Raw genomic sequence first — 22999 nt, forward strand, 5'->3', positions numbered from 1 at the left:
GCAGGCTGCCGGTGGTCGGGGGACGGCCACGGCGTCGTACCGCTCGGTGGTGGTGGGCCGGTCGTCCTGCACGGCGACCGGAGGAGTGGGTCGTGGTGGCTGGTGCTGACGACAATCGAATGCCGTCGATGGCGACCGTATTAACCCAGCCGTCGACTTGTCAACAATTTTCGGAAACAGGCTGGCAACACCGCTGTCGTCGCCGAGCAGCATCCCTCCAGGTCAGTAGTCGATCAGAGGTCAGGGCGGTCACCGCTCAGCCTCGATGACGGATCACGGGCCGGGGTGGAGGTCGCCGAAAGTTCCGGAGACTTTCCGGACCACGTGCACCCGCGGTGGCGCGCGGTCCGGGGCGGGCGCTCCCGACCCCGATCGGTCAGCGACGCCCGAGGACGTTGAGCCGGGCGGCCTGGCGGGTCAGGTGGTCGCGTTCGGCGAGGTTGGGGGCCTGCTGGGCCGCCTCGGTGTACAGCCGCGCCGCCTTTGCCAGGTTGCCGTCGCGCTCGTGCAGGTACGCCACCACGGCCGTGTACCGGGGCAGTGTGTCGTCCACCGTCGCGAGCGCCGTCAGGCCGGCCCGGGGGCCGTCGGCCTCACCGACCGCCACGGCGCGGTTGAGTCGGACGACCGGGTTCCCGGTCAGACGCGCGAGTTCGTCGTACCACTCCACGATCTGCACCCAGTCCGTCTCGGCGGCTGTCGGCGCATCCGCGTGCAGCGCGGCGATGGCGGCCTGCGCCTGGAACTCGCCCAGCTGGTCGCGGGCGAGGGCCGCCTGCAGGATCTCGACGCCCTCGGCGATCGACCGGGTGTCCCAGCGACTGCGGTCCTGCTCGGCGAGCGGTACCAGACTGCCGTCGGGCGCGGTCCGAGCGGCACGCCGGGCGTGGTGCAGCAGCATGAGGGCGAGCAGCCCCGCCACCTCCGGGTGGTCGACCGCGGCCGCGAGCTGCCGGGTGAGCCGGATGGCCTCGGCGGCGAGGTCCACGTCGCCGGAGTAGCCCTCGTTGAAGACCAGGTAGAGGACGCGCAGCACGGTGGCGACGTCACCTGGCCGATCGAACCGCAGCCCGGAGACGGTGCGCTTAGCCCGGCTGATGCGCTGCGCCATGGTCGCCTCGGGCACCAGGTAGGCGTGGGCGATCTGACGGGTGGTCAGCCCGCCGACGGCGCGCAGCGTGAGCGCGACCGCGGACGAGGGTGTCAGTGACGGGTGGGCGCACAGGAAGTAGAGCTGGAGAGTGTTGTCCACGGTGGAGGCGGGCCCGGGCGCTGGCTCCTCGTCGACGAGATCCTCACGCCGACGGCGAGCGGCGTCGGCGCGGGCCGCGTCGAGGAACCGTCGCCACGCCACGGTGGTCAGCCAGCCCTTCGGGTCGCGCGGCGGGTCGGCCGGCCAGACGCGGACCGCCTCGACCAGGGCGTCCTGCACGGCGTCCTCGGCCGCCGCGAAGTCGATTCCGCGGCGGACGAGGATCCCGAGGACGCTCGGCGTGAGGCTCCGCAGCAGCGTCTCGTCCATCGGAGTCGTCACTCCTCGATGGTGGGCGGCTCGCTCAGGAACGGGCGCAGCTCGAGCCACTCGTGGATCGGCTTCCCGCCCGCCCCGGGAGCGGCCGACAGCTCCCCGGCCAGCTCGACGGCCCGCTCGTGGCTGTCGACGTCGATCACCATCCAGCCGGCGATGAGGTCCTTGGTCTCGGCGAACGGGCCGTCGGTGATCGGCGGGCGGCCCTCACCGTCGTACCTGACGAACGTCCCCTCCGGGGCGAGTGCCTGAGCGTCGACGAACTCACCGGTGTCCTCGAGTCGGGACGCGAAGTCACGCATGTACTGCACGTGGGCCGAGATCTCCGCCGGCGTCCACTCGGCCATGGGCACGTCGTTCACCGCGGCCGGGGCCCCCCGGTAGTGCTTGAGCAGCAGGTACTTGGCCATCGTGATGCTCCTTGGTGCTGGCTGCGACCCATCGTGGTCACGTTCACTCCGGGGACGAAGCCGGTCGGCACTTCTCGACATCGCTGTCCGATTTTTCTTCCTCCCGCAGGTTAACCTCGGGTGAATCGTCCGCCGTTGGGGCACCTCGGGGGGCACAAAACTTGATTCGTTCCAAAATAGTGAGCTAATGTTCGTACCCGTGATGTCCGACTTCGAGACGCAGCTGCGGGCTGTCTCGTTGCGCGTGACCCGGCCCCGGTTGGCGGTGCTCGCGGCGCTGCGCGACCACCCGCACATCGGCACCGACGCGGTGATCTCGCTGGTCCGTGCGGATCATCCCACGGTGTCCCACCAGGCGGTGTACGACGTGCTGCGTGTGCTCACCGACGCCGGCCTGGTGCGGCGCATCCAGCCGGCCGGGGCGACCGCCCGCTACGAGTCCCGGGTCGCGGACAACCACCACCATGTCGTGTGCCGCTCCTGCGGCGCCATCGCCGACGTCGACTGCGCCGTCGGTCACGCCCCCTGTCTCACCGCCTCGGGCGACCACGGTTTCGTGGTCGACGAGGCGGAGGTCGTCTACTGGGGCACCTGCCCCGACTGCGCGGCCGAACGCACGTCCCAGAGATCCGCAAGCTCGGAAGGAAGTACATGAGCGACACCCAGGACAACGGCCCCGTCAGTGCGCAGGGCGTGGACCAGAAGGCGGCGGCCGGCTGCCCGGTCGCGCACGACTCGGTGACCGCGCACGGCAGCGAGAGTGAGAACCCGGCGATCGACTCGCCGACCCCGAAGACCGGCGGTCGTCCGCGCACCAACCGGGACTGGTGGCCCAACCAGCTCGACCTCTCGGTGCTGCACGCCCACTCGTCCAAGGGCAACCCGCTGGGCGAGGACTTCAGCTACGCCAAGGAGTTCGCGAAGCTCGACGTCGAGGCCCTCAAGCGCGACATCGTCGAGGTGCTCACCACCTCGCAGGACTGGTGGCCGGCCGACTTCGGCCACTACGGCGGCCTCATGATCCGGATGAGCTGGCACGCCGCCGGCACGTACCGCATCGAGGACGGTCGCGGCGGCGCCGGCGACGGTGGTCAGCGGTTCGCGCCGCTCAACAGCTGGCCGGACAACGCCAACCTGGACAAGGCCCGCCGCCTGCTCTGGCCGGTCAAGCAGAAGTACGGCCAGCAGATCTCCTGGGCCGACCTGCTCGTGCTCGCCGGCAACGTCGCCCTGGAGTCGATGGGCTTCAAGACCTTCGGCTTCGGCTTCGGTCGCGAGGACGTCTGGGAGCCCGAGGAGATCTTCTGGGGTCCGGAGGACACCTGGCTGGGCGACGAGCGCTACGCCTCCGAGAAGGAGATGGCGGCAGGCGTCGGCTCGACCGAGATGGGGCTGATCTACGTCAACCCGGAGGGCCCGCGCGGTAACGCGGACCCGGCCGCGGCGGCGCACTTCATCCGCGAGACCTTTGGCCGGATGGCGATGAACGACGAGGAGACCGTCGCCCTCATCGCCGGTGGTCACACCTTCGGTAAGACCCACGGCGCCGGCGTCGCCGACAACCACGTGGGCGCGGAGCCGGAGGGCGCTCCGCTGGAGGCGCAGGGCCTGGGCTGGCTGAGCACCCACGGCAGCGGCAAGGGCGGCGACACGATCACCAGCGGTCTCGAGGTGACGTGGACCGACGTGCCGACGCAGTGGAGCAACCGCTTCTTCGAGATCCTCTTCGGCTACGAGTGGGAGCTCACCACCAGCCCCGGCGGCGCGAAGCAGTGGGTCGCCAAGGACGCCGAGGCCATCATCCCGGACGCCTTCGACCCGGCGAAGAAGCACCGGCCGACGATGCTCACGACCGACCTGTCGCTGCGCGTCGACCCGGCGTACGAGAAGATCTCCCGCCGCTTCCTGGAGAACCCCGACCAGTTCGCGCTGGCCTTCGCCAAGGCGTGGTACAAGCTGCTGCACCGTGACATGGGCCCGATCGAGCGCTTCCTCGGGCCGTGGGTGGCCGAGCCGCAGCTGTGGCAGGACCCGGTGCCGGCCGTCGACCACGAGCTGGTGGGTGACGCCGACATCGCCGCCCTCAAGGCGAAGGTCCTGGAGTCCGGTATCCCGATCGACCAGTTGGTCTCCACCGCCTGGGCCTCCGCCGCGACCTTCCGGCACACCGACAAGCGCGGCGGCGCCAACGGGGCGCGTATCCGCCTCGAGCCGCAGCGCGGCTGGGAGGTCAACCAGCCCGAGCAGCTGGCCACCGTCCTGACCGCCCTTGAGGGCATCCAGCAGGAGTTCAACTCCGCTGGCGGGGCGACCATCTCGCTGGCCGACCTGATCGTGCTGGCCGGTTCGGCCGCCGTCGAGAAGGCGGCGCGGGACGCCGGCGTCGAGGTGACCGTGCCGTTCCGGGCGGGCCGCACCGACGCGACCCAGGAGCAGACCGACACCGACTCCTTCCGGGTCCTGGAGCCGCGCGCCGACGGTTTCCGGAACTACCTGCGCGCCGGCGAGAAGACCCAGCCGGAGGTACTGCTCATCGACCGTGCCTACATGCTCAACCTGACCGCGCCCGAGATGACCGTCCTCATCGGCGGCCTGCGCTCCCTCGGCGCCAACGTCGGCGGCAGCCAGCACGGTGTCCTCACCGACCGGCCGGGCGTGCTCACCAACGACTTCTTCGCCAACCTGCTCTCCCCGGGCACCCGGTGGAGCACGTCGAAGTCCGACGAGCACGTGTACGAGATCCGCGACCTGGCCACCGACGAGGTGAAGTGGACCGCCACCGCGGTCGACCTCATCTTCGGGTCGAACTCGCAGCTGCGCGCCCTCGCGGAGGTCTACGCCAGCCAGGACGCCCGCGACAAGTTCGTGACCGACTTCGTGGCCGCGTGGGCCAAGGTCATGGAGCTCGACCGGTTCGATCTCGCCTGACAGGTACCCACCGACGAGCCCCGGCCGATCCGCCAGTGATCGACCGGGGCTCGTCGCCCTTCGCGTGCCGTTCGACGCGGTACCCGTACCGTCCACCTCGATGTCACCCCGGTGCCATTCCCTTTGCAGCGAATCCCATGGATGATTTTTCTGTCTGATTGATCAGCTGGCGGACGGCCCCATCCGTGGCAAGGTGTTGACCTGCCCGGACGGCGGGCGCGGACCTAGTCACGCAGGGAGTCAACGTGGGCCATCCCGACCTGCAGGCCGAGGAAGTGGACCAGCACGCCGGAAGCCCTGCGATTCCCCGGCAGCGGGTGGCTCCCAGCCGGCGGTCCGCAGCGAGCGTCGCCGACACCGCCTGGCGTCCGCTGCGGATCGCGATGATCGGCCAGAAGGGGATGCCGGCGACCTACGGCGGTATCGAACGGCACGTGGAGGAGATGGCCAGCCGGCTCGCCGGCTACGGGCACGAGGTCACCGTCTACTGCCGCCGGAGCTACGGCGAGACACCCCCCGACGGCTACCGGGGCGTACGGCTGCGCCAGACCCACACGATCGCCAGCAAGCACCTCGACGCCATCGTGCACGCGGCCACCTCGACCATGGTGGCGATGGCCACGCGGCCCGACATCGTGCACTACCACGGGCTCGGGCCGGCCCTGGTGGCCCCGCTTCCCCGCGCCCTGTCCCGGGCGCGAGTGGTGCTGACCGTGCACGGGCTGGACAACCAGCGGGGCAAGTGGGGGCTCGCCGCGCGGGCGGTGCTGGGCAGCGCCCACTGGTTCAGCGGATACGTCCCGCACCAGCGGGTGGCGGTCTCCCAGGGGCTCGCCGCCCACTACGGCGCCCGGTTCGGCCGCCCGACGACCTACATCCCGAACGGCGTGAACCAGGCCCGACCGGCGCGGACCCGTCAGATCCAGGACCGGTTCGGGCTGACCCCCGGCGGCTACCTGCTGCTGGTCGGTCGGCTTGTTCCGGAGAAGGCTGCCGACCTGCTGATCCGGGCCTTCCGCCGCACCGAGACCCCGATGCGCCTGGCGATCGTCGGCGGGTCGTCGTTCACCGACGACTTCGTGAACCGGCTGCGCCGTGAAGCCGGGGCGGACGAACGGATCGTCTTCACCGGGTTCGCCTACGGCGACCTGCTCGCCGAGCTGTACTCCGGCGCCGCCGGCTTCGTTCAACCGTCCCGCCTGGAGGGGTTGCCGTTGACGTTGCTGGAGGCGGCCGCGTACGGGCTGCCGGTGGTCGCGAGCGACATCGCGCCGCACGTCGAGGTGCTGAAGTCCGACGCCGCCGGAGGGCGGTTGTTCCGCGACGGCGACGAGGACGACCTGGTCCGGGCGCTGACGTCGCTGCTCGCCGACCTGCCGGCGGAACGGGCCGGTGCCGTGGCGCTGGGCGAGCGGGTCACCGGGAGATACAGCTGGGACACCGCCGCCCGGGAGTTGGAGCGGCTCTATCTCCGCCTCGCTCCGGAGCCGGCTCGACGGGCCAGGGCGCGACTCGCGAGGGCTGCCGACTGACCGTGCGGCGTCCGCCGGGGGAGCGGCGGATCGGCCCCGCGGACGACGGAACAGTCGGCGCAACGGCCCCTTCTGCCGTCGTCGTGACAGGGCTAGATTGAACCGATCTTGTGCCGGGAGGACATCGGCTGGCCGCGCCCGGCAGCGGCCGGACAACGCCGATTCAGTTCAGTGGGACCAGTGGAACAACACACGCAGCAGGTCACTCCGCCCATGACCAGGCGGCTCGACCCGACCCGCCTCCTCACCGGCGGCGCGGCGTTGGCCGCCGCCGTCGTGGCGGTGGTCGCGGGTGTCTCCATGGCGGCCGGTGACCGTAGGGGCATGGTGCTGCCGCTCGCGGCGGTCGTGGGGATCGCGGTGGCGGCCCTCGCGCTGACCCGGTTCGCCGGGTACGTGCTGCTGATGCTCGCGGTGCGTTCCTGCGTCGACCTGTTCAAGCTGACCGGCCCGAGCGCCGGCCGGGCCGAGTCCGCCGGGACGGCCCGGGCGATGGACCCCTCCACAGTGCTCGCGGTGCTGTTCCTGCTCGCCGCCGGGCTCTGGCTGGCCGCACAGCTCAGCCGGCGCGGGGGGTTGCGTGGCTCCCCGCTCAGCTGGGCCATGCTGCTCGTCGGCGCCAGCAGCGTGGTCAGCGCCCTCGGTGCCAGCCGGCCGGCGAACAGCCTGTTGGAGGCGTTGCGGATCCTCACCGTGGTGGTGATGTTCGTGGTGCTGGAACAGCTCATGCCGGACACCGCGGCGATCCGTCGGGTCCTGCTCGCCTGCTACGCCTCCCTGGTGCTGGCGCTGGGCTACACAGTCGTCCTGTCGCTGCTCGGCAACCCGCCGGCCGAGGTGAAGGGGGACTTCACCCGGATCAGCGGCACGTTCAGCCAGTCGACCACGTTCGGCCGCTACCTGATGTTCATGGTGATCTTCGGGTTCGCGGTGTACCGCTTCCTGGATCGTCGACTGCGGGTGACGCTCGGGGTGCTGCTCGCGCTCTCGCTGCTGTTCCTGCTGCTCACCAACACCCGCAGTGCCCTGCTCGGTGCGGCGATCGGCCTGATGGTGGTCGCGGCGCTGCATCGCAGCAAACGGATGCTGGTCACCCTCTGCGTGGTGGCGATCGCCGGGGTGGCCCTGGTGCCCGCCGTCGGCGAGCGGTTCGCCCAACTCGGCACGTCGCGCTCTGTCGGCGGAGACCCGACCGGAAACACCCTGGCGTGGCGACTGGGCTACTGGACCGAGATCGTCACGCTCGCCGACCGGAACCCGGTGACCGGCATCGGGCCGAACATGACCCAGCGCGAGACCGATGAGGCGAAGAAGCCGCACAACGACTTCCTGCGGGCGTACGTGGAGACCGGACTGCTCGGTCTCGGGGCGTACCTGCTGATGCTGTTCGCCTTTCTGCGCACCGCGCGGAGCGCGCTGCGGCGGGCGCCTCCGGGCAGCTTCGAGCGCGGCGTCGCGGTCGGGTTCGCCGGCTGCGCCGCCGCGTTCGTGGCGGTCAGCGCCGCCTCCAACGTCATTTCCAACGTGGTCACCCTCTGGTACTTCGTGGCGTTCGCCGCGGCGGCCAGTGTGATCGCCCGCCCACCGGCTCCGAACCTGACCGGCGAGCAGCCACGACGCACGTCCGTCCCGGTTTGACTGAACGACAGCATTGGGGAAAAAGTGGAGATCGTCGACTACCTGCGGGTCGCCCGGCGGCGCCTCTGGGTACTCGTGGGGGTGCCGGTGCTCGCCACCGGCGCCGCGGCCGCCATCGTCCTGTTCGCGCCACAGCAGTTCGGTGGGACCGCGTACGTGGCGGCGCCGGCCCTGGTGGGCGGCGGTGCGGCTGGGACGCAGTACAGCGGTACGCAGGCGGCGAACCAGTTCGTCGCGGCGTTCGGCGCGGCGGTCACCTCGCCCCGGGTCCTCGCCGACGTGGCCGGTGACACCGGGGTGGCGCCGGAGCGGCTGCGCGACGGGCTCGCCATCACCCAGGTCGGCGCGAGCAGTCAGCTGGAGGTGACGTACACCGCCGGTGACCGGGCGACTGTCGCACCGGTGCTGACCGCGACCACCACCCGGGCGCTGGCCTTCCTCTTCTCCTCCCAGGTCGGCATCGCCACCGGCGAGGTCGAGGCGGCCAACGCCGACGTCACCGCGGCGACCAGGGCGATCACCGAGTGGGAGAAGACGAACAAGGTCTCCCAGCCGGACCGGATCTACCAGGCGACGCTGGGCGAGCTGACCAGTCTGCGTCAGCAGCAGCTCTCCATGCAGGCGGTCGGCAACGGCCGAGGTGTCGACGCGGCGACCGACGCGATCACCGCCGCCCAGAAGAAGCTCGACGAGCTGGGGCCGAAGCTCCCCGACTACCAGGCCCTGCTCGCCCAGCGGGACGCGGCGACCAACGCCCTGTCCCAGGCGCGGGAGGGGTTGCAGGCGGCGCGGGCGCAGGCCCAGGCCGCCGATCCGAAGCAGGTGACAAGCATCGGCGAGGCGCACGAGGTGAGCCGGATGACGGAGCTGGTGCGCACCGCCCTGCCGGTGGGCGGCGCCGGTCTGCTGCTCGGGGTGCTGCTGGTGGGCGTACTCGAACTGCTCTCGCGGGGTCGTGTCGCCGCCCGCCCGGCGGCCCCGGCGGCGACCGCTGCGGCTCCCTCGGTGCCGGCGGAGACCGTGACCGCGGCACGGCCGTGACCCTCGGAGAACGGGCCGCCGGGTGCGCGAGGTGACCGGCCGGCCGCCGGCCGCGCCGGAGGCCGGCGACCAGCAGGTACGCGGCATGGCCCGCGGCGGTGTGCTGAACCTGGGCAGCGCCGTGCTCAGCCAGGTGGCGCTCTTCCTGGTCATGCTGTTGCTGGCCCGGGCCCTGGGTGTACGCGAACTCGGCAGGTACGCCCAGGTCTACGCCGTACTGTCGCTGCTCGGACTGCTCTCGCTCTCCGGTTTCCGGGCCGGGCTGACCCGGTTCGTGGCGGTGCATCTCGCCGACGACGAGCCGGCCGCCCTCCGGGGCGCGATCCGGCTCGGGATCGGCATCTCGGCCCTGGCGTCCACGGTGATCGCCCTCGGTCTGGCGGTCGGCGCGCCGTGGCTCGCCGACGCCCTGCACGACCCACAGCTCACCACCGGGCTGCGGTTGGTGGCGCTGTGCCTGCCCGCCGCCACCGTCTGCGAGGCCGCACTCGCGGCCACCCGGGGCTGGCGCACGCAACGGGCCTACGCCCTCATCGGCCAGGTCTACGAGCCGGCCGCCCGGCTGGTGCTCACCGCGCTGGCGCTCGCCCTCGGGGCGGGCCTGACCGGCGCGTTCTGGGCGCTGGTGGCGGCGAGCTGGAGCGCCGCCGCGCTCGCCCTCGTGGCGCTCGCCCGGATGGTGCGCCGGGTGCCCGCCGCCCGGCCCGCGTACCGGCCGGGCGAGCTGTTCCGGTTCTCCACGGTCAGCTGGGTCTCCTCGCTGTCGTCCACCGGGCTGATCTGGGTGGACGCGTTGCTGCTCGGCTTCTTCGACTACGGTCCCGACGCGATCGGCGTCTACCACGTGGCGACCCGGCTGGTCACGATCGCGGTGTTCGTGCTGGCGCCTGTCAACGCCTCGTTCGGTCCGCACCTGGCGCACCTCTACCACCAGGGCCGACTGGACGAGGTACGCCGGATCTACCGGGTCGCCACGGGTTGGGTGCTACGGCTGTCGCTGCCGGCCTTCGTGGCGTTGCTGGTCTTCCCGGAGCAGTTGCTGCGCCTGGTCGGCGGGCCGGGTCTGGCCGGCGGCGCGGCGGTGACTGTCGTGCTGGCGCTCGGCCAACTCGTCAACGCCGCGACCGGGCCCTGCGGGACGCTGCTGAACATGTCCGGCCGGGTGTCGGTCAACATGGCGGACAACCTCGCCGCCCTGCTGCTCAACGTCCTGCTCAACCTCTGGCTCATCCCGGCGTACGGCATTCTCGGCGCGGCGGTGGCCTGGGCGGTCTCGCTGGCGGCGGTGAACATCGCCCGGGTCTGGCAGGTACGCGCGCAGGTGCACACCGTGCCGGTGACGGCGGGCATGGTCAAGGGCCTGGTCGCCGCGCTTGTCGCGATGGGCGTCGGGTTCGGTGTGCGCTGGCTGGTCGAGGGCTGGACCGCGCAGCTCGCTGTCGGTCTGGTCGGGATCGTGGCGGCGTACCTCGCCGTGGTGCTCGCCCTCGGGCTCAGCCGGGAGGACGTCATGGTGCTGCGCTCGGTGACCCGCCGAGGTGGTCGACGCGCTCTGGCCGGCCCCGCCGACGGCGCCGGTGTGGACACCGACCGCACCAGGGTCCGCTCGTGACCGGCGTCGTGCGGCGTCAGGTCACCGACCGGCTGCGCCGGGGGGTACGCGCGGCGCGGGCCTGGGGACGCGCGGTGCGACCGGGAGAGCCCGGTCCGCTGCCCGACTTCCTGGTGATCGGTGGGCAGCGTTGTGGCACCACGTCGCTGTACCACCACCTCGCCGCGCATCCCCGGGTCCGGGTGGCCAGCGGCAAGGAGTTGCAGTACTTCAGCGTCCACCACGGTCGGGGGGAGCGGTGGTACCGGGGGCACTTCCCACGCCTCGCCCCGGGCGAGCGCACGTTCGAGGCGAGCCCCTACTACCTGTTCCACCCGAGCGTGCCGTCCCGCGTCGCGGCGACCCTGCCGGAGGCCCGCTTCGTCGCACTGCTGCGTGACCCGGTGCAGCGGGCCTACTCGCACTACCTGCACACCCGCTCGTACGGGGCCGAGCCGCTCTCCTTCGCCGACGCGCTGGACGCGGAGGACGAGCGGCTGGCGCTGGCGACGCGGGGAGGCCCGGACAGCCCCGCCGCGCACCGGGCGTTGCGCAATCATTCGTACGCGGCCCGGGGTCGTTACGCCGAGCAGTTGGACCTGTGGTTCGCGGCGGTCCCGCGCGAGCGGATCCACGTCGCACGGACCGAGGACCTGCACGCCGACCCGGCCGGCACGTACGGCGAGATCCTGCGCTTCCTCGGCCTGCCGGCCTTCACCCCCGAGGCGTTCACCCGGCACACCCGTCGCGTCGACCACGGCCCCTCGCAGCTCACGCCGGCCCTGCGGGACCGTCTGGGCGAGCACTTCGCGCCGCACAACGCCCGCCTGGCCACCCTGCTCGACTGGCCCGAACCCTGGCCGGCCCGTTAGCGGACGGTGGCGAGGATCCGCTCCACCGGCTGGTCGGCGCGGAGCAGGACGGGAACGTCGGTCACTGTGGTGCCGCCGCCGGCCGCGCCCAACGGGGAACCCACAGCCCCGGTGCGCCCGCCCGGCGCCGCCGGCACGGTCACCGGCGTGTTCGACGCCGACCAGAGCACCAGCGTGCTCGATCCACCCCGGACGAAGGCGACCCCGTTCAGCCTGCCGGCCACCGAGGCGGGCAACGGGGTGACGGTGGCGCCCCGGGCCGCGTCGGCCAGGGCCGCCAGCATCCGGCCGGACTCGCGTTCGGTGCCGTCCGGGTCGAGCAGGCCGTAGCGGACCTCGCTGCCGGCCGCGTTGTTCGGGTTGTACGCCAACGGCAACCAACTGATCTCGCCGATCCCGCCGGCGGCCAGCAGGGTGACCGTCTTGACCATCTCCGCCGCCCGGCTGGCCGGGTCACCGTCGCCGTCGCGCCAGAACTGTCCGACCTCCCACGCCTGGAGCGGAGTACCCGCCGGTGTGGTGGCGCGCAGGTAGTCCAGCAGCGGGGCCACCCCGCTGAAGTGCTCGTAGAAGTGCACCTGCCGGACGTCGACGGTGCGGTCGGTCAGCAGGGACTCGGTCACCGCCAGGAAACGCAGACTGCGGCTGTTGGTCTCGGTGCCGAGCGCCCGACGTAGCTGCGCCTCCCCGGTCACCGCCGGGATCTGCTGCCCCCGGGTGCCGACCCGGCGTTGGAAGTACGCCTGGTAGGCGGTGATGGCCTCGGGCACCCGACCGGCGCGTACCAGCCGGTCGGCGACACCCATGCCGTACGCGACACTGCTGATGCCGGAGTCGACCACCCGCGCCTTCGGGTCGGTCGCGCGGATCGTCTCGGCGGCGGCCCGGACCAGTCGTGCGTAGTCCTCGGGGCTGCCGGCCCAGTAGCTCGGCGCGTTCACCTCGTTCTCGATGGCGTACTCCCGCACGCCGTACGGGCCGTAGCGCTGGACCACCGAGCGGACGAACCGCTGGTACGCGCCGAGGTCGGTGGGCATCGCCGACTCGGTCTTGTTCGCCGTGCCCCGGGTGTGGCGGGCGGTGCCGCCGGTCGCCCAGCACACGCCGGTACGGATCTTCAGGTGCAGGGTGATGCCCAGCTCCCGACTGCGCGTGGCGATCTCGTCCAACCCGGCCCAGTCCGCCTGCCCCGAGGTCCGTTCGATCTCGCACCAGGAGATCTCCTCGTACGTCGCCGAACCGGCGAGCCGGCGCAGGTACGGCCCGAACTGCTGGTACCGCGACCAGTCCCAGTGCGCGCCGAACGGGTTGGGCACCCCGTCCACTGTGTTTGTGGCTCCGGGTGCCGCCGTCACCGAGGGGGCGGCGGCCGGCGGCGGCGCGTCGTCGCGGGCGGTGCAGCCGGCGGTGAGCAGGAGCGTGGCGGCGACGGCGGCGGCGACCGTCCGCAGCCGGAACGGGCGGGTCACCGGTAGCCCAGGGCGCGCAGGGTCGGACCGGAGAAGACCCAGACCAGCAGGCGCAGGAACGGGTCGAGCTCGCGGCGGTGGCTGCCCACCCGGGAGCCGTAGATCGGCGCGGTGACGCTGGCCGCAGCCCGCCGCTTCTCCGCCTCGGTGGTGTACTTCTGGGCCACGTCGTGCTGCTTGCTGTCGTAGTCGAGGATGCCGTCCTCCCACGGCTCGCCGAGGAACTCGAAGAGGCCCCGCATCGCCTTCTCCGGCTCGCTGACCGCCTGCTCGTACCGCAGCTCGTAGTAGCGGTCCGCCGGCAGGGTGGCGCCGACCGCACGCGCGGCGCGGATGTAGCGCGGCCACTTCACCACGCACTTCACCGCGGACCAGTAGCCGAACCGTTTGCGGTGCGAGACCACCACGTCGCGTCCGTCCCGGATCAGGTGCACGATCTGGGCGTCCGGGAAGACCTCGGTGACGAAGTCGAGCGACATCGCGTACAGCGGGGTCTTGTCGGCCCACCGGGTCTTGCCCCGCGCGGCGGCGTAGTCGGCGTGCACGCCGCCGAAGAAGTCCCGGATGCGTCGCAGCCAGTCCTCGCGCGGAAAGCCGAAGCGGGCCAGCCGGTCCCAGTCCCGGCCGACGATCCGCCGCAGGTCCGGGAGGAACCGGGTCTCCGGGCCGCAGCTGATCCGCGAGTGCGAGTCCAGGACGAGGCGCACCATCGTGGTGCCCGACCGTTGGCACCCGACCAGGAAGATCGGCGCGGTGCGGGTTCCGGTCTCAGACACTGTCGACCGCCTTCGTCGTCTCGGATCGGGCGTCGGCCGCGGCGCGGTCGAGCCGGTCGGTCAACTCGTCGCAGCGAGCCCGGACGCGCCTGTCGATCGGTAGCCGCCGCTGACCCGCCGCGCCGTACGACTCGCGTGGGGCGATGTGCGCGTGCAGCCGGGAATGGTAGGGGAAGTCGAGGAAGGCGCAGAGCCGCCGGATCTGCGCGGCGGGCTCCGCGACCAGGCTGTCGTAGCGACAGAGCAGCACGTCGGCCCGCTGGTCCAGGCCGAGCTGGAAGACGAGCGAGTTGCGGACGTACCAGAACAGCGCCGCGCCGCTGTGCGGATCCAACAGCTGCGGGTCGTGGGCCCGGACCAGCTCGACGGTGTCGGCGTCGAGGCGCTGCCCCTGCCACCGTTGGCCGATGCTGCCGTCGGCGATCGCCCGCAGGGCACGCAGGTTGGCGTCACCGAACTTGGCGACCTCGGAGCGGGCCCGGTCGTCGACGTCGCGGTAGACCCAGAGCGCGCGCCCGGGCGTCAGCCCCGGCAGGGCCAGCAACTCGTCCACCCGGTGGCTCTCGCAGAGCGGCTTGACCAGGACGTACGCGTGCCGGCTGCGCTGGATGGCGGCGGTCAGCACCGCGTCCGGGCGTAGTTGGAAGCGGTGGAAGAGGGTGCTGTCGTTCTCGTTGCGGACCTCGACCTCTGCGGCGGCGTCCAGGCCCCGGACCAGCATGTTCGTGCCGGAGCGTTGCAGACCGACAAGGTAGACCGGCATCGCCGAGCCGGGCGTCCGGCCGGCCTGCCGTCGCCAGCGCCACTTGGCCAGGGCCGTGCCGATCCGGTCGACCGGGTTGAGGCGGTCCTCCTCGATCAGCCGTCCGATCCCCTCGGTACGCGCCCAGCGCAGATGCCGCCGGACCCTCCGGGCGGTGTACGCGAGCGCGGAGACCTCGTCGTCGACTGCCACGGGTCCTCCTCGTCGGGCACCGGCCCGGCCCATCGGGAAGCGGGTGCGACCGGCGGCAGCCAGGCTATCGGGAGATCATGGCGGGAGGCCAGGCTGCGGACCGCACGGGCAGACGAAGATCACCCGTTCAGCCACCATGCCAAACGTGAGCTGGACTCGCCGACCCGCCCTGCATACCGTGGGCGCTGGCCGGGGCGGGCAGACCCCGGTCACCACCCCCGGGCCCGGACCGCCCGATCGACGTGAGCAGGCCGAGTCGATGCGCGTGCTGCATGTGAACAAGTTCCTCTACCGCCGTGGCGGCGCCGAGGGGTACCTGCTCGATCTCGCCGACCTGCAACGGGCCGCGGGTGACACGGTCGCCTACTTCGGCATGAGCCACCCGGAGAACGAGCCCTCGCTGCCGTACGCCGCGTGGTTCCCGTCCGAAGTGGAGCTGGAACCGGCGCCGAGCGGGGTACGGCCTCGCGCGGTGGCCGTCGGCCGGATGCTGTGGTCACCGACGAGCCGTCGCGGGCTGGCCCGGGTGATCGACGACTTCCGGCCGGACGTGCTGCACCTGCACAACATCTACCACCAACTCTCCCCGTCGGTGCTCGCCGCGGCCCGCTCGGCCGGTGTGCCGTGCGTGCTGACCATGCACGACTACAAGCTCGCCTGCCCGAGCTACCAACTGCTGGACCGGGGCCGCCCCTGCCAGGCGTGCGTCACCGGTGGCCCGTTGCAGGCGGCCCGTCGCCGCTGCAAGGACGGGTCGCTGTCGCGCAGTGGACTGCTCGCGGTCGAGTCCTGGTTGCACAGGCAGTTCGACGCGTACGACCCGGTGCAGCTCTTCGTCAGCCCGAGTGGGTTCCTGGCCGACGTGATGCGTCGCGCGGGCGTCTACCCGGACCGGCTGCGGGTGGTCAACCACTTCGTCGACCTGACCGGCGTCGCGGCGAAGCAGACACCCGGCGGCGGTGTCGTCTTCGCCGGGCGACTGTCGCCGGAGAAGGGCGTCGACGTGCTGATCGAGGCGGCCGCCGCGCTGCCGGACGGGATCGGCGTGGACGTCGCCGGAGACGGCCCGGCCCGCCCGGAGCTGGAGGCGCTCGCCGCCCGGCGGGCGCCCGGCCGGGTCCGGTTCCACGGCCGTCTCGACAAGCCACGCCTGCACGAGCTGATCCGGTCGGCGGCGGTGGTCGCCGTCCCGTCCCGGTGGCACGAGAACCAACCGATGGCGGTGCTGGAGGCGTTCGCCTGCGCTGTGCCGGTGGTCGCCACCGACCTGGGTGGGCTGCCCGAGCTGGTGGAGTCCGAGGTGGACGGTCGCGTCGTCGCCGCCGACGATCCCACCGCCCTCGGTGACGCGCTGACCGACATCCTGGCCGACCCCCAGCGGGCGTACCGGATGGGCCGGGCCGGCCGGGCGAAGATCGCCGCGCGGTTCACTCCGGACCGGCACCTGGACCGGATCCGTGGGCTGTACGCGGAGGCCGCCGAGACGCTGTCGTCGCGGCGGCGGGCCGGCCGTGCCGCAGCCGGTGGGGGAGTGGCCCGGTGAGCCCGGTGCGGGTGCTCTACCTCGCCGGCAGCGGTCGCAGTGGCAGCACGCTGGTGACCACGGTCCTGGGACAGGTGCCGGGGTTCTTCGCGGCGGGCGAGCTGCGGTACCTGTGGCGGCGCGGCATCCTGGAGAACCGGCCCTGCGGCTGTGGTTCCCCGGTGACCGACTGCCCGCTCTGGGCCCGCGTGCGCGCCGATCTGACCGACGCCGACCCGGCCGGGATCGCCGCCCGGTTGGCCCAACGGTTGCGGCTGCGCGGGCTGCCCGCACTGCTGCGCCGTGAGCGTCGGGGGCAGCCGCCGGTCGCGGGCCACCCCGACGACACGCACCTGGCCCGGCTCTACGCCTCGATCGCCGAGCACGCCCTGGCCGGCCGGTCGGACGGCGTCATCGTCGACTCCTCCAAACTGCCGCCGTACGGCGCCCTGCTCGGCAGCCTGCCCGGCATCGACCTGTACGTCCTGCACGTGGTGCGCGACCCGCGCGCGACCGCGTACTCCTGGCGTCGCCGACGGCCGTTGGACGGGCCCGCCGACGACCAGTTGATGAGCCGACCACCCGTCGGCAAGGCCGCGCTGCTCTGGCTGGTCTGGAACACCGCGACCGTACGACTGTGGGGTGGCCGCCGCCGCGCGCCGGGCCGCTACCTGCGGGTGCGGTACGAGGACTTCGTGGCCGACCCGGCCGGCGTCACCGCCCGGATCGCCGGCTTCGTCGGCGCGAACCCCGCAGAGCTTCCGTTCCCGACACCGGCCACGGTGCGGCTCACCCCCACCCACTCGGTGGCCGGCAACCCCTCGCGGCACCGCACCGGGCTGGTCGACGTGGTCGCCGACACGGAGTGGGTGGGCGGGCTCCCCACCCGCGCGTACGCCGTGGTGACCGGGCTGACCGCCGTGGCCCTGACCCGGTTCGGCTACCCGTTACGCCGCCCGACGGCTATCTCACCCGCCACCCGGCAGGAAGGCTGAACGATGCTCTCACTGGTGGTGGGCACCGGTCGCTGCGGTTCGACACTGGTCCAGGAGTTGCTCTCCCGGCATCCCGCGGTCGGCTTCGTCTCCGGCCTGGACGACAAGCTCGCCCGGCTCAACCCCAAGGGCAGGTTCAACGGCACGCTCTACCGGCGCTCGGCGCCACGCCCGGCGGGGATGACCTCGCTGCGACACAGTCGACGGTTGCTGGAGCGGGGCCGGCTCCGGGTGGCCCCGTCGGAGGCGTACCACCTGCTCGACAGGCAGGTGCTGGCCGGCTTCTCCCGACCGTGCCGGGACCTGGTGGCCGAGGACCTGACGCCGTTCGTGGCCCGGCGGCTGCGGGCCTTCTTCGACGAGCGGATCGCGCGGCAGGGCTGTCAGCAGCTGGTGCAGCACGTCACCGGGTGGCCGCGCACCGGCCTGCTGCACGCCGCGTACCCGGAACTGCGGGTGGTCAACGTGGTGCGCGACGGCCGGGCGGTGGCCAACTCGTGGCTCCAGATGGGCTGGTGGGACGGCTGGCGCGGGCCGGACAACTGGATCTACGGCCCGCTCCCGTCCGACCTGCGGGAGGAGTGGGCCGAGTCCGCCCGCTCCTTCCAGGTGCTCGCCGCGCTCGGCTGGAAGATGCTGATGGACGCCTTCGCGCAGGCTCGGTTGCGTCACCCGGCCGACCAGTGGCTGGACGTGCGCTACGAGGACCTGGTCGAGCAGCCGCGCCAGCAGGTGGGCCGGATGCTCGACTTTCTCGGCCTGAGCTGGTCGCCCGCCTTCGAGAAGGGCTTCTCCCGGTACGACTTCACTGTGGGCCGGGCGGAGGCGTACCGGGAGGAACTCAGCCTGGCGCAGCTCGCCGCTATCGAACGGGTGCTGGAGAAACCGCTGGCCGAGTGGGGCTACCCCGTCTAGCGCCGTCCGCGCTATCGACGGACGTCACGGGGGCGGTTAATCTTTGGCCCCACACCATCGATGTGAGGAGATGCGATGGCGCGCCGTACCGGCCGACCCTCCTACCAGTTGGACAAGGCCAGTGTCGGTCGTCGCCGCACAGCGCGCTACGCCGCAGTCGCGGGCGTGATCGCGCTGGTCACCGCGTTGCTGGGTGGGTTGGTCGGCTACCAGGTGGGCCGTCCGGACGCCACCGAGGCGGCCATCGCGAGCATCAAGCAGGACGAGGCGAAGCGGGACGCCCAGCAGATCGCGGAGCTGATCGAGACGGCCCGACGTGTTCGCGACCAGGTTGCCCCGGTCCTGGCCGCCATCAAGACGGAGACGACCGGCGCAGGGGCGCCGGACGCGGCGAAGGCGCGCCAGTGGCAGGAGGTCATGCGCCAGGCGGCCGCGCCGTTCGCCGACCCGCCGTCGGGGACCACCGCCACCAACGTGGCGCGCGGGGGATTGCGCGGAGCTGTCCAGCAGGCGTCGCTGGCCGTCGACGCCTACGCTCTGGCCGCCGGCGTTCCGGCCGCGCAGCGTGCGGCCCTGCTGGACGTCAGCGCGCGGCAGGCGGCCGAGGCCGCGACGATCTGGTCGGTCGCGGCGACCCAGCTCGACCAGGTCAGCGTCGATGCCGGTCAGGGCCACCAGCACGTGTTCCTGGACACAGACCCGCACGGAGGGGCGCTCACCCCGGACGGGGCGGAGGAGGGAACCGGCGGCTGAGGCGCTTTGCTGCCCCGGTGTCCGGTTTGCCGGCGTGGGTCGGCGTGCCGCCCCGGCCGGGCGGTCGCGCGGGATCTGGGGGCGACGGGACGGATCGGGTACGGTCGCTTTCGCAAAGTCTATGAACCAGACAGGCTTTCCGTGCGATGGAAGCCGAATCGGAGGGACACAGCCGTGAGGTTCCCAAGCGCCGTCCGTCAGGCCGGCCTCGTCGTGGCCGTCGCCGCCCTCGCGCTGAGCGCGGGCTGCGCGAAGAAGGACGACAGTGAGGTCCAGGCGAGCGGTGTCAAGCTGGTCGCTGCCGGCAAGCTGACCGTCTGCACCCACCTGCCGTACCCGCCGTTCCAGTCCAAGGACGCCAGCGGCAAGGTGACCGGCTTCGACGTCGAGATCATGGACCTGGTCGCCAAGGACCTCGGCGTCGAGCAGACGATCATCGACACCCCGTTCGAGGGGATCAAGTCCGGCCAGGACCTCAACACCGGCAAGTGCGACGCGGCCGCCGCCGGCATGACGATCACCGAGGAGCGGCGGAAGGTGATCGACTTCTCCGATCCCTACTTCGACGCCACCCAGGCGATGCTGGTGAAGACCGGCAAGACGTACAAGTCGCTCGACGACCTCAAGGGCAAGAAGCTCGGCGTCCAGGCGGCCACCACCGGTCGTGACTACGCCAAGAAGCTCGAGTCGGAGAAGGGCCTGAAGCTCGTCGAGTTCGAGGACCTCGCCGCCCTGCAGCAGGCCGTCGCCAACGGCCAGGTCGAGGCCGCCATCAACGACCTGCCGGTCTGGACCGAGTACCTGAAGAAGAACCCGGGTGGGTTCGAGGTGGCCGCCGAGTTCGACACCGGCGAGCAGTACGGCTTCCCCGTGAAGAAGGACGCCAACCCGGAACTGCTCAAGAAGATCAACGAGGCGCTGGCCAAGGCCAAGCAGGACGGCACGTACGACACGATCTACGAAAAGTGGATCGGCAAGAAGCCCAGCGCCTGAGCCGCGTAGCGGCCTAGCGCCTGAGCCGCCCTGCGGCCGAGCGCCTGAGCACCGCGCAGTACCGGAGGGCGCGCGTCCCGCGCGCCCTCCGACGTCGGTAACCTCCGGGAAGGCAACGAGCGAACGTGAAGCTGCGACGCCGCCAGCGGGAGCGGCTGTCCCTCGGGCTCCAGTACCTGGTCTTCATCGCCATCATCGCCACGGTGCTCGTCGCCGCGGACTGGGACAGGCTGGCCGACGCGTTCTTCCGCGTCGACATCATCAAATCGATGTTCCCGACCATCATCACTGTCGCGCTGCGCAACACGGTCCTCTACACGCTTGGCGCGTTCGCCTTCGGCCTCGTGTTCGGCACCGTCCTGGCGCTGATGCGGCTGTCCCGGGTGGCGCCGTACCGCTGGGTGGCGACGGCGTACATCGAGCTGTTCCGGGGTCTGCCCGCGCTGCTGGTGCTCTTCCTCGTCGGGTACGGCATCCCGATCGCCTTCCCGGAGCGTGAGATTCCGGGCGGGGTGTTCGGTTCGATCGCGATCGGCCTCGGGTTGACCGCCGCGGCGTACATGGCGGAGACGATCCGGGCCGGCATCCAGGCCGTGCCGAAGGGGCAGATGGAGGCGGCGCGGACCCTCGGCATGTCGCACTTCACCGCCATGCGCACGATCGTCATCCCGCAGGCGTTCCGGATCGTGATCCCACCGCTGACGAACGAGCTCATCCTGCTCACCAAGGACTCGTCGCTGGCCTACGTGCTGGGGGTGACGGCGCAGACCATCGAGATCACCAAGTTCGGTCGGGACATGCTCAACGACCGGGTGAACGCGACTCCGCTGCTGGTGGCCGGCCTCGCCTACCTGGTGATCACCCTGCCGCTGTCGCAGGTGGTACGACGCCTCGAACTCCGCTACGCCAAGGCCCGGTGACCCCATGACGACCAACCCATCCCGCCCCGCCGTGGAGATCCGCGACCTGCACAAGTCCTTCGGGCCGCTCAAGGTGCTCAAGGGAATCGACTTCGAGGTCGGCCAGGGCGAGGTGGTCTGCGTCATCGGGCCGTCCGGTTCCGGCAAGTCGACGCTGCTGCGCTGCGTCGACCTGCTGGAGGAGCCGACCGCCGGCAAGATCTGGGTGAACGGGGTCGAGATGACCGACCCGGACGTCGAGATCGACGAGGTCCGCCGCGGCATCGGCATGGTCTTCCAGTCGTTCAACCTGTTTCCGCACCTGACCGTCCTGAACAACCTCACCATCGCCCAGCGCCGGGTGCTCCGGCGGAGTCGGGCCGAGGCCGAGCGGATCGCGCGGGCCAACCTGGACCGCGTCGGGCTGACCGACAAGGCCGACGCCTTCCCGGCGCAGCTCTCCGGTGGCCAGCAGCAGCGGGCGGCGATCGCCCGGTCGCTGTCGATGGAGCCGAAGTTGATGCTCTTCGACGAGCCGACCTCCGCGCTCGACCCGGAACTCGTCGGCGACGTGCTCACCGTCATGCGCAAGCTGGCCGAGGACGGCATGACGATGATGGTGGTCACCCACGAGATGGCGTTCGCCCGCGACGTCGCCGACCGGGTCGTGTTCATGGACGGTGGCGTGGTGGTCGAGCAGGGGCCGCCGCAGGAGGTGCTCGGCGCGCCGAAGCACGAACGGACCCGCGCGTTCCTCTCCCGGGTCCTCGACCCGACCCACGTCGCGCAGCTCGGTCGGCCCGACCAGCCGCCCGCGCCGCCGCAGACGCCCGGCCTGCCGGCGGACGACCGCCACAACCTCTGACGACAGCTCCCGTACGGCTTGGCGCCGGGTTGCCGCATTGACGGCAGTCCGGCGTCTGCTTGTGTGTCAGGACTATGTCAATCGACGGACGTCGTGATGTCAAGGTAATCTTTTTGCAATCAGACCTGTACTTTCGTCGATGGATTACATAAGTTGCTGTCATCCACCGAAAGTTCTGAGTCTTCCGAGCAAAGCCCGCGACGAGCCTCACCCTCAGTCGTGCCACCGCCCGTGCTCGGCGGTCGCTGCACCCTGCCCTCGTCGCGTCTTCGCCCGGTCGGGAACGGAGACCCATGGACGATCACGTTGGTGGCCCTCACCGCCACCTGTCCCGCAGATCGCTGATTGCCACCGGCGCGCTCGCCGCCGGGGCATTGGGCGCGTCCGCCCCAACGATCGGCACCGCGTTCGGCGGCAGCCCCGCCCGGGCCGCCGCCGGTGTCACCAAGAAGATCACCATCTACGCCGAGCAGTTGCCCGGCAACCTGTTCGGGTACGGCCTGGCACCCGGTCAGGCCACCGTCCCGGGCCCCGTCCTGGAGATGTACGAGGGTGACACCCTGGAGATCACCCTGGTCAACACCACCAGTCAGCGGCTGTCCATCCACCCGCACGGCGTGGACTACAGCACCGAATCCGACGGCAGCCCGTTCAACGCCTCGTTCAACAATCCCGGTGAGACGCGGACGTACGTCTGGCGCTCGCACGAGATGGTGGCCGCGGCGGGTCGGCGCTACATGCCGGGCAGCGCCGGCTACTGGCACTACCACGATCACGCGATGGGCACCGACCACGGCACTGGCGGTGTCGCGAAGGGACTGTACGGGGCGCTGATCGTCCGGCGGCGCGGCGACATCCTGCCGTCGAAGCAGTTCACGGCGGTGTTCCACGACATGATGATCAACAACAGGATGGCCCCGGCGACACCGATGTTCGAGGCGAACCTGGGCGAGCGCGTCGAGTGGATCGCCATCGGCCACGGCAACCTGTTCCACACCTTCCACCTGCACGCGCATCGCTGGGCGGACAACCGCACCGGGATGTTGGAGGGGCCGGCCGACCCGAGCCTGGTGGTCGACAACAAGGACCTCAATCCCGGCAGCTCGTTCGGTTTCCAGGTGCTGGCCGGGGAGGGCGTCGGACCTGGCGCGTGGATGTACCACTGCCACGTGCAGACGCACTCCGACGGCGGCATGGCCGGGATCTTCCTGGTGCGCAACGCCGACGGCAGCATGCCGCCGGGCGCCGAGGAGGCGATCCACCGGTTCCAGGGCCACACCCACACGCACGGAAGCTGACCGAACCGAAAGTGGGGAC

20 protein-coding genes are annotated in these 22999 nt (G+C 71.5%); 15 read left to right on the forward strand and 5 right to left on the reverse strand.

Annotated features, from left to right (window positions below; all coding sequences use genetic code 11):
• Nucleotides 1–376: 376 nt before the first annotated feature.
• Both KBX71_RS12220 and KBX71_RS12225 read right to left on the reverse strand, forming a co-directional pair.
• Complete coding sequence (locus tag KBX71_RS12220) at nt 377–1522, reverse strand: RNA polymerase sigma factor (RefSeq protein ID WP_210818154.1); 1146 nt, start codon at nt 1520–1522, stop codon at nt 377–379.
• A gap of 8 nt (nt 1523–1530) precedes the next feature.
• On the reverse strand, nt 1531–1938 hold the full coding sequence (locus tag KBX71_RS12225) for a YciI family protein (RefSeq protein ID WP_210818048.1): 408 nt from the start codon (nt 1936–1938) through the stop codon (nt 1531–1533).
• A gap of 187 nt (nt 1939–2125) precedes the next feature.
• Between KBX71_RS12225 and KBX71_RS12230 the strand changes: the two genes are divergently transcribed.
• The 7 genes from KBX71_RS12230 (at nt 2126) to KBX71_RS12260 (ending at nt 11540) form a co-directional block, all read left to right on the forward strand.
• On the forward strand, nt 2126–2593 hold the full coding sequence (locus tag KBX71_RS12230; protein ID WP_210818049.1) for a Fur family transcriptional regulator: 468 nt from the start codon (nt 2126–2128) through the stop codon (nt 2591–2593).
• On the forward strand, nt 2590–4866 hold the full coding sequence (gene katG / locus KBX71_RS12235) for a catalase/peroxidase HPI (RefSeq protein ID WP_210818050.1): 2277 nt from the start codon (nt 2590–2592) through the stop codon (nt 4864–4866). The genes KBX71_RS12230 and katG overlap by 4 nt, the downstream gene beginning before the upstream one ends.
• 245 nt (nt 4867–5111) lie before the next feature.
• The gene (locus KBX71_RS12240; protein WP_210818051.1) at nt 5112–6398 is read left to right on the forward strand and encodes a glycosyltransferase family 4 protein; all 1287 of its coding nucleotides are present in this window, start codon (nt 5112–5114) and stop codon (nt 6396–6398) included.
• Nucleotides 6399–6611: 213 nt separating this feature from the next.
• Nucleotides 6612–8036, forward strand: a complete 1425-nt coding sequence (locus tag KBX71_RS12245; protein WP_210818052.1) for an O-antigen ligase — start codon at nt 6612–6614, stop codon at nt 8034–8036.
• A gap of 24 nt (nt 8037–8060) precedes the next feature.
• A complete protein-coding gene (locus KBX71_RS12250; protein WP_210818053.1) occupies nt 8061–9077 on the forward strand; it encodes a Wzz/FepE/Etk N-terminal domain-containing protein in 1017 nt (338 codons plus the stop codon).
• A 22-nt stretch (nt 9078–9099) separates the two neighbouring features.
• Nucleotides 9100–10689, forward strand: a complete 1590-nt coding sequence (locus tag KBX71_RS12255; protein WP_210818054.1) for an oligosaccharide flippase family protein — start codon at nt 9100–9102, stop codon at nt 10687–10689.
• Complete coding sequence (locus KBX71_RS12260) at nt 10686–11540, forward strand: sulfotransferase (protein WP_210818055.1); 855 nt, start codon at nt 10686–10688, stop codon at nt 11538–11540. The genes KBX71_RS12255 and KBX71_RS12260 overlap by 4 nt, the downstream gene beginning before the upstream one ends.
• On the opposite strand, the gene KBX71_RS12265 is transcribed toward KBX71_RS12260, so the two are convergent.
• The 3 genes from KBX71_RS12265 to KBX71_RS12275 are packed head-to-tail and all read right to left on the reverse strand — an operon-like array spanning nt 11537 to nt 14740.
• Complete coding sequence (locus KBX71_RS12265; RefSeq protein ID WP_210818056.1) at nt 11537–13009, reverse strand: hypothetical protein; 1473 nt, start codon at nt 13007–13009, stop codon at nt 11537–11539. The two genes, KBX71_RS12260 and KBX71_RS12265, sit on opposite strands and share 4 nt — an antisense overlap.
• Nucleotides 13006–13785 carry a sulfotransferase gene (locus KBX71_RS12270; RefSeq protein ID WP_210818057.1) on the reverse strand — a complete coding sequence of 260 codons (780 nt, stop codon included), beginning with the start codon at nt 13783–13785 and terminating at the stop codon, nt 13006–13008. Before KBX71_RS12270 ends, KBX71_RS12265 begins: the two co-directional genes overlap by 4 nt.
• Nucleotides 13778–14740 (reverse strand): hypothetical protein, encoded by a 963-nt coding sequence (locus tag KBX71_RS12275; RefSeq protein WP_210818058.1) that lies wholly within the window; start codon nt 14738–14740, stop codon nt 13778–13780. The genes KBX71_RS12270 and KBX71_RS12275 overlap by 8 nt, the downstream gene beginning before the upstream one ends.
• 145 nt (nt 14741–14885) lie before the next feature.
• On the opposite strand from KBX71_RS12275, the gene KBX71_RS12280 reads away from it, so the two are divergent.
• The 8 genes from KBX71_RS12280 (at nt 14886) to KBX71_RS12315 (ending at nt 22980) form a co-directional block, all read left to right on the forward strand.
• Nucleotides 14886–16283: a glycosyltransferase family 4 protein gene (locus KBX71_RS12280; RefSeq protein WP_210818059.1), complete on the forward strand. Its 1398-nt coding sequence runs from the start codon at nt 14886–14888 to the stop codon at nt 16281–16283.
• Nucleotides 16280–17257: a sulfotransferase gene (locus KBX71_RS12285; RefSeq protein ID WP_210818060.1), complete on the forward strand. Its 978-nt coding sequence runs from the start codon at nt 16280–16282 to the stop codon at nt 17255–17257. Before KBX71_RS12280 ends, KBX71_RS12285 begins: the two co-directional genes overlap by 4 nt.
• Nucleotides 17258–17260: 3 nt before the next feature.
• Nucleotides 17261–18172, forward strand: coding sequence for a sulfotransferase (locus KBX71_RS12290; protein ID WP_210818061.1), 912 nt, complete (start codon nt 17261–17263; stop codon nt 18170–18172).
• A gap of 75 nt (nt 18173–18247) precedes the next feature.
• Nucleotides 18248–18925: a hypothetical protein gene (locus tag KBX71_RS12295; RefSeq protein ID WP_210818062.1), complete on the forward strand. Its 678-nt coding sequence runs from the start codon at nt 18248–18250 to the stop codon at nt 18923–18925.
• Between the two features lie 174 nt (nt 18926–19099).
• The gene (locus KBX71_RS12300; protein WP_124820189.1) at nt 19100–19918 is read left to right on the forward strand and encodes a basic amino acid ABC transporter substrate-binding protein; all 819 of its coding nucleotides are present in this window, start codon (nt 19100–19102) and stop codon (nt 19916–19918) included.
• Between the two features lie 125 nt (nt 19919–20043).
• Nucleotides 20044–20838 carry an amino acid ABC transporter permease gene (locus KBX71_RS12305; RefSeq protein WP_124820188.1) on the forward strand — a complete coding sequence of 265 codons (795 nt, stop codon included), beginning with the start codon at nt 20044–20046 and terminating at the stop codon, nt 20836–20838.
• 4 nt (nt 20839–20842) lie between these two features.
• Nucleotides 20843–21682, forward strand: coding sequence for an amino acid ABC transporter ATP-binding protein (locus KBX71_RS12310; protein WP_210818063.1), 840 nt, complete (start codon nt 20843–20845; stop codon nt 21680–21682).
• 293 nt (nt 21683–21975) lie between these two features.
• Nucleotides 21976–22980 (forward strand): multicopper oxidase domain-containing protein, encoded by a 1005-nt coding sequence (locus tag KBX71_RS12315; RefSeq protein WP_210818064.1) that lies wholly within the window; start codon nt 21976–21978, stop codon nt 22978–22980.
• Nucleotides 22981–22999 lie beyond the last annotated feature (19 nt).

The sequence above is a fragment of the Micromonospora sp. D93 genome, from assembly GCF_018070365.1.
Lineage (GTDB): Bacteria > Actinomycetota > Actinomycetes > Mycobacteriales > Micromonosporaceae > Micromonospora > Micromonospora ureilytica.